Source organism: Mesorhizobium shangrilense (assembly GCF_040537815.1).
GTDB classification, from domain to species: domain Bacteria; phylum Pseudomonadota; class Alphaproteobacteria; order Rhizobiales; family Rhizobiaceae; genus Mesorhizobium; species Mesorhizobium shangrilense.
The window spans coordinates 545,490-559,801 of the sequence record NZ_JBEWSZ010000002.1; the positions used below are offsets into that span (position 1 = coordinate 545,490).

General features: G+C 62.0%; 22 protein-coding genes and 1 pseudogene. 5 read left to right on the plus strand and 18 right to left on the minus strand.

Features of this window, described 5'->3' with window-relative positions; genetic code table 11:
* Nucleotides 1-102: 102 nt before the first annotated feature.
* Together ABVQ20_RS27270 and ABVQ20_RS27275 are read left to right on the plus strand one after the other, a co-directional pair.
* The gene (locus ABVQ20_RS27270) at nt 103-420 is read left to right on the plus strand and encodes a hypothetical protein (protein ID WP_354462754.1); all 318 of its coding nucleotides are present in this window, start codon (nt 103-105) and stop codon (nt 418-420) included.
* Between the two features lie 135 nt (nt 421-555).
* Complete coding sequence (locus ABVQ20_RS27275; protein WP_354462755.1) at nt 556-1,194, plus strand: MBL fold metallo-hydrolase; 639 nt, start codon at nt 556-558, stop codon at nt 1,192-1,194.
* A 210-nt stretch (nt 1,195-1,404) separates the two neighbouring features.
* Here the strand turns inward: ABVQ20_RS27275 and ABVQ20_RS27280 are convergent, their stop codons facing one another.
* From ABVQ20_RS27280 to ABVQ20_RS27290, 3 genes are all read right to left on the minus strand, one after another.
* Entirely contained in the window at nt 1,405-1,812 is a 408-nt protein-coding gene (locus ABVQ20_RS27280) for a BA14K family protein (RefSeq protein ID WP_354462756.1), read from the minus strand.
* A gap of 209 nt (nt 1,813-2,021) precedes the next feature.
* Nucleotides 2,022-2,234: a cold-shock protein gene (locus ABVQ20_RS27285; RefSeq protein WP_013530020.1), complete on the minus strand. Its 213-nt coding sequence runs from the start codon at nt 2,232-2,234 to the stop codon at nt 2,022-2,024.
* Between the two features lie 246 nt (nt 2,235-2,480).
* Nucleotides 2,481-2,693 carry a cold-shock protein gene (locus ABVQ20_RS27290; RefSeq protein ID WP_006202520.1) on the minus strand — a complete coding sequence of 71 codons (213 nt, stop codon included), beginning with the start codon at nt 2,691-2,693 and terminating at the stop codon, nt 2,481-2,483.
* 524 nt (nt 2,694-3,217) lie between these two features.
* On the opposite strand from ABVQ20_RS27290, the gene ABVQ20_RS27295 reads away from it, so the two are divergent.
* Nucleotides 3,218-3,622, plus strand: coding sequence for a Kazal-type serine protease inhibitor domain-containing protein (locus ABVQ20_RS27295; RefSeq protein ID WP_354462757.1), 405 nt, complete (start codon nt 3,218-3,220; stop codon nt 3,620-3,622).
* 108 nt (nt 3,623-3,730) lie between these two features.
* On the opposite strand, the pseudogene ABVQ20_RS27300 reads toward ABVQ20_RS27295, so the two are convergent.
* The 6 genes and pseudogenes from ABVQ20_RS27300 to ABVQ20_RS27325 all read right to left on the minus strand — a co-directional run.
* Nucleotides 3,731-4,208, minus strand: a pseudogene (locus ABVQ20_RS27300) (flavodoxin family protein); the annotation flags it as partial.
* Between the two features lie 110 nt (nt 4,209-4,318).
* Nucleotides 4,319-4,543, minus strand: coding sequence for a hypothetical protein (locus ABVQ20_RS27305; protein WP_354462758.1), 225 nt, complete (start codon nt 4,541-4,543; stop codon nt 4,319-4,321).
* A 92-nt stretch (nt 4,544-4,635) separates the two neighbouring features.
* The gene (locus ABVQ20_RS27310) at nt 4,636-4,773 is read right to left on the minus strand and encodes a hypothetical protein (RefSeq protein ID WP_354462759.1); all 138 of its coding nucleotides are present in this window, start codon (nt 4,771-4,773) and stop codon (nt 4,636-4,638) included.
* A gap of 34 nt (nt 4,774-4,807) precedes the next feature.
* A complete protein-coding gene (locus ABVQ20_RS27315; protein WP_354462760.1) occupies nt 4,808-5,056 on the minus strand; it encodes a hypothetical protein in 249 nt (82 codons plus the stop codon).
* A complete protein-coding gene (locus ABVQ20_RS27320; protein ID WP_354462761.1) occupies nt 5,053-5,319 on the minus strand; it encodes a hypothetical protein in 267 nt (88 codons plus the stop codon). The genes ABVQ20_RS27315 and ABVQ20_RS27320 overlap by 4 nt, the downstream gene beginning before the upstream one ends.
* 195 nt (nt 5,320-5,514) lie before the next feature.
* Nucleotides 5,515-5,721 carry a cold-shock protein gene (locus ABVQ20_RS27325; protein WP_354462762.1) on the minus strand — a complete coding sequence of 69 codons (207 nt, stop codon included), beginning with the start codon at nt 5,719-5,721 and terminating at the stop codon, nt 5,515-5,517.
* 323 nt (nt 5,722-6,044) lie between these two features.
* Here ABVQ20_RS27325 and ABVQ20_RS27330 point away from each other — a divergent pair, with 323 nt between their 5' ends.
* Together ABVQ20_RS27330 and ABVQ20_RS27335 are read left to right on the plus strand one after the other, a co-directional pair.
* On the plus strand, nt 6,045-6,239 hold the full coding sequence (locus tag ABVQ20_RS27330) for a hypothetical protein (protein WP_354462763.1): 195 nt from the start codon (nt 6,045-6,047) through the stop codon (nt 6,237-6,239).
* A 223-nt stretch (nt 6,240-6,462) separates the two neighbouring features.
* Nucleotides 6,463-8,046 carry a tetratricopeptide repeat-containing sulfotransferase family protein gene (locus tag ABVQ20_RS27335; protein ID WP_354462764.1) on the plus strand — a complete coding sequence of 528 codons (1,584 nt, stop codon included), beginning with the start codon at nt 6,463-6,465 and terminating at the stop codon, nt 8,044-8,046.
* Between the two features lie 71 nt (nt 8,047-8,117).
* Here ABVQ20_RS27335 and ABVQ20_RS27340 read toward each other — a convergent pair whose 3' ends face one another.
* From ABVQ20_RS27340 to ABVQ20_RS27380, 9 genes are all read right to left on the minus strand, one after another.
* Nucleotides 8,118-8,687, minus strand: coding sequence for a dihydrofolate reductase family protein (locus ABVQ20_RS27340; protein WP_354462765.1), 570 nt, complete (start codon nt 8,685-8,687; stop codon nt 8,118-8,120).
* A gap of 93 nt (nt 8,688-8,780) precedes the next feature.
* Nucleotides 8,781-9,134, minus strand: coding sequence for a DUF1428 domain-containing protein (locus tag ABVQ20_RS27345; RefSeq protein WP_354462766.1), 354 nt, complete (start codon nt 9,132-9,134; stop codon nt 8,781-8,783).
* A gap of 116 nt (nt 9,135-9,250) precedes the next feature.
* Nucleotides 9,251-9,673 carry a VOC family protein gene (locus ABVQ20_RS27350; protein ID WP_354462767.1) on the minus strand — a complete coding sequence of 141 codons (423 nt, stop codon included), beginning with the start codon at nt 9,671-9,673 and terminating at the stop codon, nt 9,251-9,253.
* A 145-nt stretch (nt 9,674-9,818) separates the two neighbouring features.
* Nucleotides 9,819-9,995: a hypothetical protein gene (locus tag ABVQ20_RS27355; protein ID WP_354462768.1), complete on the minus strand. Its 177-nt coding sequence runs from the start codon at nt 9,993-9,995 to the stop codon at nt 9,819-9,821.
* Nucleotides 9,996-10,128: 133 nt separating this feature from the next.
* Nucleotides 10,129-10,437, minus strand: a complete 309-nt coding sequence (locus ABVQ20_RS27360; RefSeq protein WP_224700729.1) for a HigA family addiction module antitoxin — start codon at nt 10,435-10,437, stop codon at nt 10,129-10,131.
* Between the two features lie 27 nt (nt 10,438-10,464).
* Nucleotides 10,465-10,743 (minus strand): type II toxin-antitoxin system RelE/ParE family toxin, encoded by a 279-nt coding sequence (locus tag ABVQ20_RS27365; RefSeq protein WP_023809788.1) that lies wholly within the window; start codon nt 10,741-10,743, stop codon nt 10,465-10,467.
* Nucleotides 10,744-10,815: 72 nt separating this feature from the next.
* Nucleotides 10,816-12,342 (minus strand): ABC-F family ATP-binding cassette domain-containing protein, encoded by a 1,527-nt coding sequence (locus tag ABVQ20_RS27370; RefSeq protein WP_354462769.1) that lies wholly within the window; start codon nt 12,340-12,342, stop codon nt 10,816-10,818.
* 298 nt (nt 12,343-12,640) lie between these two features.
* The gene (locus ABVQ20_RS27375) at nt 12,641-13,180 is read right to left on the minus strand and encodes a hypothetical protein (RefSeq protein WP_354462770.1); all 540 of its coding nucleotides are present in this window, start codon (nt 13,178-13,180) and stop codon (nt 12,641-12,643) included.
* 10 nt (nt 13,181-13,190) lie between these two features.
* A complete protein-coding gene (locus ABVQ20_RS27380) occupies nt 13,191-14,090 on the minus strand; it encodes a DMT family transporter (RefSeq protein WP_354462771.1) in 900 nt (299 codons plus the stop codon).
* Between the last annotated feature and the right edge of the window lie 222 nt (nt 14,091-14,312).

The window sequence follows — 14,312 nt, forward strand, 5'->3', positions numbered from 1 at the left end:
GCCCCTTTTATTTCAGCATCTGTGCATTTGACTTTCGTCCAATTCGGCGTCTCATGATGGTGTCGGCCACGGGAGGCTGGCAGCTATGGAGGGAATAGTAACATGGACATGAATACGCTTCTTCCGATCATTATACAGGTGATTACAGGCGTCATCGGTGGTCAGGCGGTCGGTGCGGCGCTCAAGACGGCGGCGATGGGGCAGCTTCCCAAAATCCTGGGCGGAGCCATTGGCGGCGTCGGCGGCGCGGCCATCCTCGGCAGCCTGCTCGGCGGCGGCGCGGTCGATCCGGCAGCAGCTGCCACGGCGGCAGGCGGGCTCGGCAGCGCGCTCGACATCAAGAACATCGTTGGCGGTGCTGGCGGCGGCGCCATCCTGACCGGCATCATCGGCGCAGTCATGGGCGCGATGAACAAGTAAAACCTCGCGGTTTCAGGAATTCCATGGGCGGCTCTGGCCGCCCATTTTCGTTTTGGGCACCCACTGTTCGCCGCTCGGCGGTAGACGTCGCGCGCCCCACTGCCTACATCGGGGCAAGACAGAGAAAGGACGATCATGGGTCAGCTCAATGCCGGCATCGTGCCGGTCACACCCTTCCAGCAGAACTGCACCATCCTGTTCGACATGGACGACAAGACCGGTGTCGTCGTCGATCCGGGCGGCGACATCGACAAGGTGCTCGCGGCGCTGAAGGACAATGCGATCACGCCAGGCGCCATCTGGATCACGCATGGCCATATCGACCATGCCGGCGGGGCGATGGAGCTGAAGGAGGCGCTTGGTATCGAGATCATCGGCCCGCATATGGCCGACAAGTCATTGCTCGACAATCTGGAAAACCAGGGCCGGCGTTATGGTATCGCCGGCGCGCGCGACTGCGTGCCCGACCGGTTCCTTACCGAGGGCGAGACCGTGTCGTTCGGCGGCCATGTGTTCGAGGTGCTGCATTGCCCCGGCCATGCGCCAGGCCATGTTGTCTATTACAACCGCGCGGCCAAGTTCGCCCATGTCGGCGACGTGCTGTTTCGCGGCTCGGTCGGTCGCACCGACCTGCCGGGCGGCGATCATGCGACCTTGATCGCCTCGATCAAGGACAAGCTCCTGCCGCTCGGCGACGATATCGGCTTCATCTGCGGCCACGGTCCCGGCGGCCGCTTTGGCGAGGAGCGGCGGACCAATCCATTCCTGACCTGATGGACTTCAGTTGATACAGGCCTGCTGAAACGTGCTTGCCTCGAACGACGACCTTGGCTGTTTTTCATAAACTCCGGGCTGTCCGTTCAAAATCGGCAACAAAAAAAGCGCCGTCCGTGAGGGCCGCGCTTTCTGTTCGGGAGGGGCAGGGAAGCCTCGACCGATCCGCGTCCCCGGGAGGAGAAGGACGCAGTATGCTGGATAGCTCGCTCAGTTGGCGGTGCAGAAATGCTGCGCGCCGTCATTGCCGGTGAACGTGCCGGTCCGGGCATTGAAGGTCCGGTAGCGGTCCGAGCAGTACTCGTACCAGCCACGGGTCCAGGGCTCGGCATAGCTGTTGTAGGCCACCCTCGGCTCCACATAGTAACGGCGTACCGGGCGCTGATAACGATAGTCGTAATCGTCATAGCCCGGATCGTAGTAGGTCGGCTGCGGGTTGCTGAGCGCGCCGGCAATCAGGGCGCCAGCTGCAAGGCCGACCACGCCGGCAGCGAGGGCATCGCCGCCGCCGCGATGATGATGCCAGCGCCAGTCATCGGCGCTTGCGGCGGGCAAGGTCGCGGCCATCGTCGCCAGGACGGCGGCGGACAGGATGACAGTCTTGAAAACTCGGTTCATGTCGATCTCCTTCGTGCCGGTCCGTGCGGTCTCGGGGGATACGATCCGGCTTTACGGATGACTAATATAGGACCGTGGCTGAACGGAGGCTGAACGAAATCGACCGGCAATTGGGTGGGATCACGTCAACGTGAAAACTCTGCCGTCCACCCACCGAGAGGTGAGCAGGGCACTTTCGCCTGAGCGGTGATTGCCGGTCTGAAGCCGGCTTAGCCGACCGACAGGTTGACGGCCTTGGGTCCCTTGCCGCGCTTGTCCGGCTCGGTGTCGAATGACACTTTCTGCCCATCCTCAAGACCGGGAAGACCCGATGCCTGCACGGCCGAAATATGGACGAAGACATCCTTGGCGCCATCGTCCGGCGTGATGAAGCCGAAGCCCTTGGCATGATTGAAGAATTTGACGGTGCCGGTCTGCGGCATGGGAAGCTCCCTTAATCCCATAAAGTCCAGTCTCGGGCCGGCAAATGCCCGAAGGGAAATTTGTCCTTTATTTTGGCGCTATCGGCAAGAGAAAGTTTTGACCGGCCCGATGGATCGTCGCTGGCATGAAAAAGGCGCGACGAAAACCGCCGCGCCTTTCAAGAATTCAAACCCGGCTTCGCACGCCTGTTCAGGGCGTGGAACCCTCCTTGCGCGCCCACCGGGGACGCGCAGCGTGCCTATGGTTCAGGCCGCGCGGAGATTGACCGCCTTGGGACCCTTGCCCATGCGGTCCGGCTCGACGTCGAAGGTGACCTTCTGGCCATCGACGAGCGTGCGCAGGCCCGAAGCCTCGATCGCGGAGATGTGGACAAACACGTCCTTGGCGCCACCGTCGGGCGTGATGAAACCGAAGCCTTTGGTCGCGTTGAAGAATTTAACGGTGCCGGTCTGGGCCATTGGGGAAACTCCTTCACCCGTTCAGTCTTTGATGGTCCTGCCCGCCACCTGGCGTCGAGGGCAAGTCCCGGTGGTTGCTTCGGCAGTCATGCATTGGCGCATGGTCAAACCCCCCGCCGAAAACGGGGCCGTCAGAGATTCACAGTATCGGGGAAAGGTCGTCCAAAACGTTCCGCTCTCCGGGTCGCAAATGCCCGAACACGGAATTTATCGCACGGAAACGTGAAGGTTGCAAGATAGTGCCGCGGGTCGCCCTGAGGGGCGCGTCCCGACGCATAATGTGCATTGATTTCGATGGGCAGGGGATAGACTTGGAGCGCGGCCGGGTCATCGGCCAGAGACGGGCCAAGCATGGGCCAGCGCGCGAAAGCGGTGGATATAGGGGCACACCCTGGAGCTTGTGCCGCACCGTTGCCGAGACCATCGTCGCTTGCAAACGGGGGTTGCATTCGGCGGCGGAATGAAGAGGAATGGCGGGGCATCGCCGGTTAGCGCCTGGCAGGGCATCGGGGAGGGACGTCACCATGAAATTTCTTGCGGCAGTCTTCTCGCGCCAGGGTTTTGCCGTCCTGTTCCTGTCGGCAATCCTTGCCGCCTGCACGGTCGTGGTGGATGACGGCCCCGGCCCGCGTCCGCGCCCGCCAAGGCCCGAGCCGCAATTCTGCTCCATGCAGTATCAACCAGTCTGCGCCCGGCGCGGCGGCGATCGCCAGACCTTCGCCAATGCCTGCCTTGCCGACCGGGCCGGATACCGCATCATCCGCGACGGCCAGTGCCGTGACGGCGGCGGTGGCGGCGGGGAACAGACATTCTGCACGCGCGAATACCGCCCGGTCTGCGCCCGTCGCGGCGGCGAGATGCGCAGCTTCCCCAATGCCTGCGAGGCGCGCGCCGCGGACTATCGCGTGGTCGGCGACGGGCCGTGCTGAAGTTTTTCCTTCTCCCCTTGTGGGAGAAGGTGGATCGGCGCGCAGCGCCGAGACGGTTGAGGGGTGTTGGACGGAATGAGGCGTCGGTGTTTTCTGGAACACCCCTCATCCGACCCAGTAGACACCGCCATTGGCCGGGATGGTGAAGCCGACATCGTTGAGCGACTGGAAGCATTCGGCGTGGCAGTGATGCGCGCCGTCCTCATTGCCGACGATCGCCACCAGTGCCACTTTCCCGGCTGCGGGCATGCGCCCCTTGTCGTCGGTTTCCTCGAGAAACGCGTCCATGCGTTCCATGACACGCTTGGCCACGCTCGACGGCTGGCCCATCCAGATCGGCTGGCCGAGGATGAGGATATCGGTGGCGATGATCTTCTCGCGCAGTTTCGGCCAGTTGTCGCCTTTTCCCCTGTCCGACAAGACGCCCGGCTTGATGTCATGGTCGAGGGCCCGCACGACCTCGCCCTTCACGCCATGCGGCTTCAGGGCCGAGAGCAGATCGGCGACGATCCTGTCGGTGGATGATTTCTCCTTGTCGCTGGAGGCCTTTCAGCGAGCAATTGATGGCAAAGGCGGTGAGGGACATTCCGAGGCTCCTGCATGTTGATGTGCAGGCTCAACGTCGCCACGGGCTGGCGGTTGCGCGCGGACTTTAGTGGTTGGCCAGGGCGCACTGGAAGGCAGGCGACGTGACGCTCACATCCCCGCCGGATATGCGCCATCGGCCGGGCCGGCATAGAGCTCGCCACCATCCTCGTCGGAGATGCGCAAGCGGTCGGGGATTTGCGGCATGGCCAGCGTGTGGAACAGCGCGGTAGCGCCCTGCAGTGCCGCGCGCAGGTTCGGCGCTTCCAGCGATACCCTGTCGAGCGTCGCCTCGTCGGCATCGCGGGACCGGTAGAACTCGATGACGAAGTTCAAGCACGCCTCCGTGGTGCGGGCAGGGCGTTGCGCGATCCCGCTATCGCGCTGGAGACAATCTTCGGCGCCGAATGGCGCCGAAGAGGAGCATGTCAGGCCTTCGATTTCGGCTTCATGCCGGATTCCGCCTGCTTGACGGCCGAGCCGAACGGGGACGCGGGCTTGGCCGCGACCTTGTCCTTCTTGGGCTTGCGTGTCTCGCGGTTGCTGCGCTGTTGGCCCTTGGCCATGTTCTCTGCTCCTCGTGCTGGTGTTGTCGGCGTCTCAGACCGCTGGATTGTCGGCCGGTTCGAGATTGTCTTCGGTGGTGACCCGCTCGTGGGTCTCCTGATCGCTGCGGATGCGGTATTGCGGCGAGCCGTCCTTGACCGGCAGCTTGCTCTGGATCTGGAACAGTTCCGCTGTTTTCTGCACAAGGCCCATGCGGCTCTTCATGCGGACCGTCTGGCCGACCGCGAAAAGATGCACGGGCGTGTCGTTGCGCGGGCGCGTGTTCTGCTGAAAGCGGATCATGCTGCGTTCTCCCTGTCGCGCGTCAGCGCTGCTTCGAGTTCGGTCTGGTCGATGGCGACGAGCTGGCTGGTCGGATTTCTCACCGTCCTTGCCGGCAAATGGATGAAGGTGGCGACACGGCGCCAGACAAGCCATGACAGGCCGTCGACAAGCTCTTCGTCATGGTCGATGTCGTAGTCGCCGGCCGGCAACTGCCCTTCCACCCCTCCCAGCACGAAGGGTGCCGTGAAATGCGCGATGGAATGGGTGGTGCGGGCCGACATCTCGTTGTGCCTCGAATTTGTGTCCCGGCATCAGCCGGGAGAATTTTGCGCCTTGTGACGCCATGCGAACAGCGTGTCGGAAAACAAAAAAGCGGGGACGAGCCCCGCTTTCCTATTTCCGGCAATCGCTGGAAATAAGCCGCTTTCGAGAGCTGCCAGTACATCCGTGGTCAGCGTTCATCGAATTCGGCCGGATCAGATCAGTTGCAGATTGGCTGCCGATTCGCGGCCCTTGGTGTCGCGCTCGAGCTCGAATTGCAGTTTCTGGCCCTCGGCTAGGCCGGGAAAGCCGGCGCGTTCAAGCGCGCTGACATGGACGAAAATGTCCTTGCCGCCATCGGCCGGCTGAATAAAGCCGAAGCCTTTCTGGCCATTGTAGAACTTTACAGTTCCGGTGTTCATATGTGTGTCTTTCGGAATCGAGACATGGTCGCGGTTTGCCGCGCGCCGGGTATCGGAGATCTGGATGAGATTGGCGGGTCGAGAACCTCTGACGCCGCGATATGCCAAGCTGGGCCAAAAACGATTTCATACAGATAGTCGCGATCCGGGAATTAATCAAGAAGTTCTGCGAGAAAATCGAACGCCACCTGAAAATTAATCGCCTATAATCGTCTATGAAATTTTGATATGAAGCCTTCACTTTCTAAAAAATTGTTTGAAGTGAGGCGGGAACATTTATCCCGGCATCTTGATTTTATTTACGCATGAAAGGAATAAATCTCATGATTTCGGTAAAAACGCCGGCAGGCACCACTGTGACAATCACGCCGATCGCAATGCCCATCGCAAAACCGGCCGTCGTCAAGTCGGCGCGGCTGACCATAAGAAGCGACGAGGCTGCCAGGCGAACCATCGCCGACACCGATGGCACGTTGCGGCGGGCAAGGCATCTTGCCGAGACCAATCGCCTGATTTGATGGTCCGGCTTTGCCGGAAGAAGGGCGCCATATCCTCGTAACACTTGAACCCGCCGTGCCAATGGCCTAGATCGCGTCAGGCAGACAAACACGGCAGGTTCCCATCAACCGAGATCCAAGAAGACCAGCAGGCGCGGGCGGTGCACAGCCGCCGCTGGGGCTCGACCAGCGCGTACAGCAAGCATTGCAGCTGCACCAGGCCGGCAGGCGGCAGGAAGCGGAGATGCTTTATCGTCAGGTGCTGGCGCAAAAGGCCAACCATCCGGCGGCCGCGCATTTCCTTGGGCTGCTGCTGCATCAGACCGGGCGTAGCGCCGAGGGGCTGGAGCTGCTGGAGCAGTCCGTGCGGATGCTTCCGGACAATCCGGATTTCCTGAACAATGTCGGCACGGTGATGCGCGACCTCGGCAGGGTCGCTGCCGGTGTCGATTTCTTCCGCAAGGCCGTGGAACTTCGCCCCGACCAGCTTGCGGCGCGTGACAATCTCGGCTCGTCGCTGAAGCAGCTCGGGCAATTCGACGGCGCTGAAGAAATCTATCGCGGCACTGTCGGGCGCAATCCTTTCCATGTCCGCGCGCGCATCGGGCTTGCCGAGACGCTGCAGGAGGCCGGGCGGCTGGACGAAGCACTCTCCGTGTTCCGCGAGGCGCTGAACATTCGGCCCAAGGATGCCGACCTGCTGCACGGGCTGGGCGTCGGCCTGATGGAAAAGGGCAGGCTTGACGAAGCCGCCGACACGTTCCGGCAGGCGCTCGCGGTCGATCCCGGCATGTCCAGGGCATGGCTGATGCTGACGCAGGTCAAGCGCCAGAAGGAGCGCGACACGGAGCTGACGGGCATGGAGGCCCAGCATGCCAAGGCGCCGGAAGGCAGCCTGGCGCGCATGCAGCTGTCCTTCGGCCTCGGCAAGGCTAATGACGACCTGAAGGACTATGGCCGCGCCTTCGACTATTACACCGAGGGCAATGCGATCCGCCGCAAGGGCATCGACTACGACGAGGCCAAGACGCGGGCCGAATTCGAGGCGATGAAGGGCACCTTCGATGCTGCCTTCTTCGAAAAACACAAGCCGAGCACGATCGTCGACGACACGCCGATCTTCGTCGTCGGCATGCCACGCTCGGGCACGACGCTGATCGAACAGATCATCGCCAGCCACCCACAGGTCTATGGCGCGGGCGAGCTCAGCATCCTCAAGACGGCGGTTGGCAAGCAATTCCCGATGAGCATGCCCGGTGGTTTTCCGGCCGGCATCGCCGACATGCCCGACAAGGCCTTTGCCGAGGCGGGGCAGGCCTATCTCGACATGTTGCATACTCGCTATCCGGAGTTCCGGCATGTCACCGACAAGATGCCCGGCAACTTCCTGCTGATCGGCTTCATCCACCTGATGCTGCCGAAGGCCAAGATCGTGCACTGCGCGCGTGACGCGGCGGCCACGTGCCTGTCGATCTACAAGGTGCATTTCCGTGGCGACACCCATCGTTACGGCTACGACCTTGGCGAACTCGCCGACTTCCACAATCTCTACACCGACATCATGGCGCATTGGCGCAAGGTGCTGCCGGGCGTCGTGCACGATGTGCGCTACGAGGATTTCGTCGCCGACCAGGAAGGGCAGACGCGGGCGCTCATCGCCCATCTCGGCCTGCCGTGGGACGACGCGGCGCTGTCGTTCCACCAGACCGACCGGCCGGTGCGCACCGCCTCGGCGGCGCAAGTGCGCCAGCCGATGTATCAGGGCTCGGTCGATCTCTGGAAGCTCTATGGCGACCGGCTGAAGCCGCTGCTGGACAGGCTGAACTGAACAGTCAGGCCAATGCCTCGCGCTGGATCAGGATGACGTTTGGTTGAATCGTCCTGATCCTGTTGGATGCATCAGCCGGCCAGCGTCTTCTGCTCATAGCGCAGGAAGACGTTGCCGTTGCCGAAGGCCTGCGACCGGGTCAGCTTCACGTTGAGCCGGTTGGCGATGCCTTCGAACATCGTTCTGCCGGCGCCAAGCATGACCGGGACGATGACGAACTGGTACTCGTCGATCAGATTCTCCTCCGCCAATTGAGCGACGAGATTGCCGCTTCCCAGGATTGTCATGTGATTGCCCGGCTGCTGCTTCAGTTCGCGAAGCTTCGCGGCCGGTCCGCTTTTGACCAACTCGGTGTTGTTCCAGCTTGCCGTCTCGAGCGTGCGGGAAAACACGACCTTCGGCATGGCGTTCATGCGTTCAGCCACCACCGGTGCGATCTGTGCGGCCATCGGCGTCGGCCAGAACTGGATCATCAGGTCGTAGGTGACGCGGCCCAGCACCAGCATGCCACCGCCCTTGGCGTTGTCGGCGACGAAAGCGTTCCATTCCGGATCCTGGCTGTGCGCCCAGTCCATGGCGCCGTGCCCATCGGTAAAATAGCCGTCGAGCGATATGCTGTTGAATACGATCAGCTTGCGCATAAGTCGGTCCTATTTTGAGAAATGAAGACGAGTTTCTGCTCTTGCTGCTGGCGTTGGCACGCGGCAGCGGGCGATCGGTCAGGGATGTTCGGCCTATAGCTCCATGAACGGCTTGAAGCCGCCGAAGATCATGCGCTTGCCGTCGAAGGGCATGGTCGCCCAGTCTGGCGTCAGGCGTGGATCGGCCATCACCTTGGGCATTATCGCATCGCGGCTCTGCCTGGATTCATAGACGATCCATGAAAAGACGACGACCTCGTCGTCCTTGGCCTGTACGGCGCGCGGGAACGAAGTGACCTCGCCATAGGGCACGTCATCGCCGACGCATTCGACATAGGCGAGCGCGCCATGCTCCATCCAGACCGCGCCGGCGGTGTTGGCCAGTTTCTTGTAGTCATCGAGTCTCGCCTTGGGCACGGCAAGCATGAAGCCATCCACATAGGACATGGGATTTTCCTTTTGCTGAGACGAAGCGCCGGGCCGGCAGGGATGCGACCCGGCGCGGATGAGCGCGCCAACCCCGTCACCGGTCGTGAGGAGGTATGCGGCTCGCAAACGCGGCCTTACTTAATCGGCGCGTTCATTGCCCAGGCAATGCCGAACGGGTCGCGCAGCTGGCCCCAGCGGTCGCCCCAGAACATCACCTGCAACGGCGTGACGATTTCACAGCCGGCGTCCACGGCGCGCTGCCACCAGGCGTCGATGTCGCTGTTATCGAGATGAAGCTGCAGCGTGTAGCCCTGCGCCTCCTTATGCGGATGACCATGTTCGGGAAAGGCATCGCCCAGCATCAGCGTCGAGCCGTTGATGTGGAGGTGTATGTGCATGGTGCGGCCCTTTTCGTCCGGCGGATAGGCAAACACCTGCTCGGCGCCAAAAGCCTTGCTGTAGAATTCGGCTGCCTTGAAGGCGCCGTCCACCTGCAGATAGGGGGTCAATCCACCCAGCACTTCTGCCCTGGGCTGAACGGGGGTCTGGTCGGTCATGTCTTGCTCCTCTTTGCGTTTGGCTTGGCCTTGCGAGCCATAGGACGCATGAGGTCGCGGCGATCCTACATGGCTGCGAAAATTTTCTGGCGCACGGCGGGCCAGCGCGTCTATCGCCCCTGCCGCAAAGGGCCGATGGCCGGTTTCATTTCAGCTCGGTGCGAGCGGGCCGGCGGCCATCGTGCTGATCGAGGATTTCGGGCCAGCCGATATCCTTGCGCAGGTCCTGTGGCAGGGAAAGCAGGGTCCGCTCGCTGCGATAGCGGGCGCGAGCCGTTGAGTACCGGGCCGCGATGCGACCGATGGATGACAGGATCAACATGGTGCATTTTCCTTGCGTGACGCCGGCATCATCATGTCGGCATCCCAAGGACGTGGCAGGCTGAGGCCATCCGACAGACTACCGAAATTTTTGCGGCAGCACCGGACTTTAGATCTCGGCGCCGAGAGTGGACCTACGCAACCTTGAGCGTCGGGATAGCTGAAACATCAACCTCACGCTCGGCGTGCCAGGCATCGAAAGCCGCTTGCATCCGAAGCCAGATCGCGGCGCCGTCGCCGAACAGCTTCCCAAGGCGGGCGGCGACTGCCGGCGAAACCGGTTTCTTCTCGCGGATGATGTCATAGAGCTGCTGCCGAGAAATCCCGAGCAGATTTGCAATTTCCACCTTGGTCTTCCCAGTTGCCGGGATAATATCCTCAAGCAGCGCTCCCGGGTGGGACGGACAGCGCTCAATCGGACGCGTCGGCTCGTGCAAGGTCATAAGTCGAACTTCTCCAATCTGGCCGCCTCAGTGGTATTGCTCGAAATCGACGCGGGCGGCATCCTTGCCGTCGAATTCAAATGTGATGCACCACGGGCCGTTGACGTGAACCGTGTAGCGGATGGGGTCGAAGCCTTTCAATGGGTGGAAGTCGAAGCCAGGGAGGTTCATCTCCTCCGGCTTTTCTGAAGCTTCCAAGCGGTCGAGCCGAACAAGAATGCGCTTGTGCATCTTGGCGTCGATCTTGCCGGTTTTTCCGGTTTGAAAGAGATCCGACAGCGCCTTGTTCTTGAAGGACTTGATCATTGAGGAATGTAAACATATTGCTTACACAGATCAAGGGCTTGTAAGCAAATAATTTACAGATCAATTGATCTTTCACCCACCCGCTTCGGTCACCGAGCGGAAGAAATCCTCGGGATCCTCGACTTCGGTCAGCCGCTGCTTCTCGATCAGCCAGAAGCGGTTGCCGATGGCACGGATGAAGGAGCGGTCATGCGAGGCCAGCACGCAGCTTGCCTGATGCGCCAGCAGTTCCGCTTCCAACGCTTCCTGGCCGTCGATGTCGAGATGGTTGGTCGGTTCGTCGAGCAGATAGAAGTTGGGGTCGGCGAGCCTGAGCGCCAGCATCATCAGCCGCGCCTTCTGGCCGCCGGAAAGCACGCCGATCTTGCGCTCCTGCATCTCGATGCTGACGCCAGCGCCGGCAAGCAGTGAACGGGCGCGCTGTTCGCCGACATCATGGCGGCGCGAGACCATCGCCAGCGGCGTGTCGTCGCCGCTGATGCCGGACAGCGCCTGGTCGCTGTAGCCCAGCACCGTCGATGGCGTCACCTTCACGTTCCCAACCGTTTCCGGCTCGAGGATGGCGTTGCGGATCAGGGTGACGAAGCGCGACTTGCCGACGCCATTGCGGCCGAGCAGCACGATGCGGTCGCCCTGGCAGATGTGGCGCTTGCCGGTCCTGAACAGCAGCGTTCCGTCGGGCGTTTGCACCGCCGCATCCTCTAGCGTGACCAGCACCTTGGCGTGCGTGCCGCGATTGGCCAGCCGGATCGCTCCGGCCGATCTTTCGCGATGCGCCGGGGCGGCGGCGTCTTCCAGCTTCTCCGCGCGTTCCTTGAGCTGCTTGGTCTTGATCGTCAGCAGGTCGCTGCCTGAATTGATGCCGATGTTGTTGAGCTTGGCGGCTTGCTTTCGCAGCTGTTGGGCGACCTTCATGTCGCGCTCGAACTTGCGCGCCATCGCGGCATCGACCTCGTCGAGGGCCTGCCTCGCCCGCGAATAGGGCAAGGCAAACACCGGCGACTGTTCCGGGCGCAGGAACAGCGTCCGGTTGGTGGTGGCGTCGAGGAAGGCGCGGTCGTGGCTGGCGATGACGACGGGCACTTCGCGTGGCAGCGCATTGAGGAACGTTTCCAACTGGCTGATGCGGGCAAGGTCGAGATGGTTGGTCGGCTCGTCGAGCAGCAGCACGTCGGGATCGGTGACCCAGACGCGGGCGATCAGCGCCAACCTCTGCCAGCCGCCGCTCAGTGCCTGCATTTTGCGCTCGCGCATCGCCTCCGGCACATCAAGCGAGTCGAGAACGACGTCGACGCGCCACATCTCGCTTTCAGCCTGCTCGGACGGCAATGCGTCAGCCACCACCTGATAAAAAGTGCGGCCAAGAAGGGCAGGGGCAACGGACTGCTCGACATGGCCGACGCGCAGGCCGCGCGTGCGGGTGATGTCGCCGGAGGTCGGTTCCATCTCGCCGGTCAGGCATTTCAGCAAGGTCGACTTGCCACGGCCATTGGCGGCAACGATACCGAGCCGGTCGCCGGTGCCGATCGTGAGGTCGAGGTTGGCGAACAGCGGCGCACTCATGGTGACGCCGAGGGATTTGAGGCTGATCAGGGCCATTTTGATTTTCTCTGGTCTTGCCGGAGACAACTCCGGGTGCACTTTGACGGTGCGCGTGCTGGCCATCAGGCTCGGCGTTGCGCACCACGAAGGGCAGACCAAAAAATCGAGGCGGGAAAAACCCGGACCGTCCCTGGTCAGCCCTGCAAGCTAGCTCGCAGGGCAGAAATCGGGCCACGCTGACGATGGTGACGAAAAACCGTAAACACGTGAGCCCTCCTTTCAAGATGTTCGAGTGTTGGGAAGGGATTACACCAAAGGCGTGGCGGGTCGCAAGTGCCTCCTCCGCGGGCAGGCCTTAGTCTGGCGGGGGGTATATCCAGTCCCCCTTGGTTCGCTGGATTTCCTGTGGCGTCTTGAAGTGAATCTCCATCAGGATCGGTTCTTCCGGTCCCTTGAAGAAATGAAGTTCGGCGTGAGGAAGTACCAGCCGACGGACAGTTTCAAACGCGCTTTCCATCTTGTATTCCTCGCCCTGCAATCCGAGACTTGCAACGCGTGTCCTGGCGGCCGAAAGCGTCATTGCCGGGCCAAAACCGTCGAGATCGATTTGGCTGTTGCCACTCCATTTCAAAGGCAAAGACTTGGGGATATCGGGCATGTGCCAAAGTTTGATGCTGATGCGATTGACGCGCGCCCGATTGCGGCTGGTCAGAATGTCGATTTCCAGATCACCATAGCCCAGCAGAAAGCCGCATGGCTGATCCTGATAGACATATAGCCATTTGGGAAAGCCAAGGTGTTTCTGGACCGGACCAAGATCGGCGCCTACCCGGAGGGGCGTGTCTTTCCTGCCCAGAACCAGCGGCAGAATATGGAGTTTGCCTCGCTGTCGCATCGAACAAACCTTAGCCGGCCGGAGATGGCAAGGGCGCCGCTTTCACCCGACGAGGGAACGGGTCCAGCACCAGTATGCAGCCGCCGATGATCGCCATGGCGCCGAACACCTGGATCATGGTCAGCGACTCGCCGAGCATGACAGTGCCAACCAGTACCGCGATCGTGGTCACCGCGAATTCGACGCTGATCGTCCTGGTGGCGCCGATGCTGGCCACCAGACGGAAATAGACGACATAGGTCAGCGCGCTCATCACGCAGGCGAGAAGGACGAGATAGAGGAAGTCGGTGGGGGTGGGCATGGCCGGCACCGGCACGGCCAGCAGCAGCGGCAGCGTCATCAAACCGCCGAACAGGAAGGCGGCACCGGTGAGTTCCCATGAGCCGGCGGAGCGCAAATGGCGGTTGGCGTAGTTGCTGCCGAAGGCGGCGGAGAACGAACTGAACAGGGAAGCAGCGCAGCCGAAGGCGAAGGATGCCGTGATCGGCGCGGCAGGAAAGCCGACCAGAACCGTGATCCCGGCGGCGCCGAGCAGCAGCCCGGCGAGCCCGCGAAGAGTGACGCGTTCAAGTCCCCATAGCTGGCCGATGATCATCGAGAACAGCGGGATCGCGGCAACGAGGATGGCCGCCATCGCCGTGCCGATGCGCGGGGTGGCATAGGACAGGCCGATCAGCTGTGCGGCGACCGTCGTCGCGCCAACCATGGCGAAGTGCCGCCACCCGGCGCTGAAATCGAGCCGGCGCCGTGTCGCGGCAGCGAGCAGAAAGAGCGTGATGCCGGCAATCAGCGAGCGCAGGGTCACGGCACCTATCCAGCCGAAGGCATGCACCACCTTGAGCAGGACAAGGAATGACAGGCCCCAGGTGACGGCCAGGAAGACGTAGGCGGCGATGTCCTTGGGCTTCATGAGCTTGGCTGCGGAAAGGTCTGCGTGCAGAGACGGAATTGCAGCGTGCGTATCGTTTCCACCAGCTGGCGGCAAGCGCGAGCGCATAGTCCAGAGGTTGTTAAGGCTCGGCGAAAAGAACTTAGGATGCGGCGATGGAGCGCTTTCCCTTCTCCCCCTGTGGGAGAAGGTGGCCTCGCGAAGCGAGGTCGGATGAGGGGTGTTCCAGAAAACACCAACGCC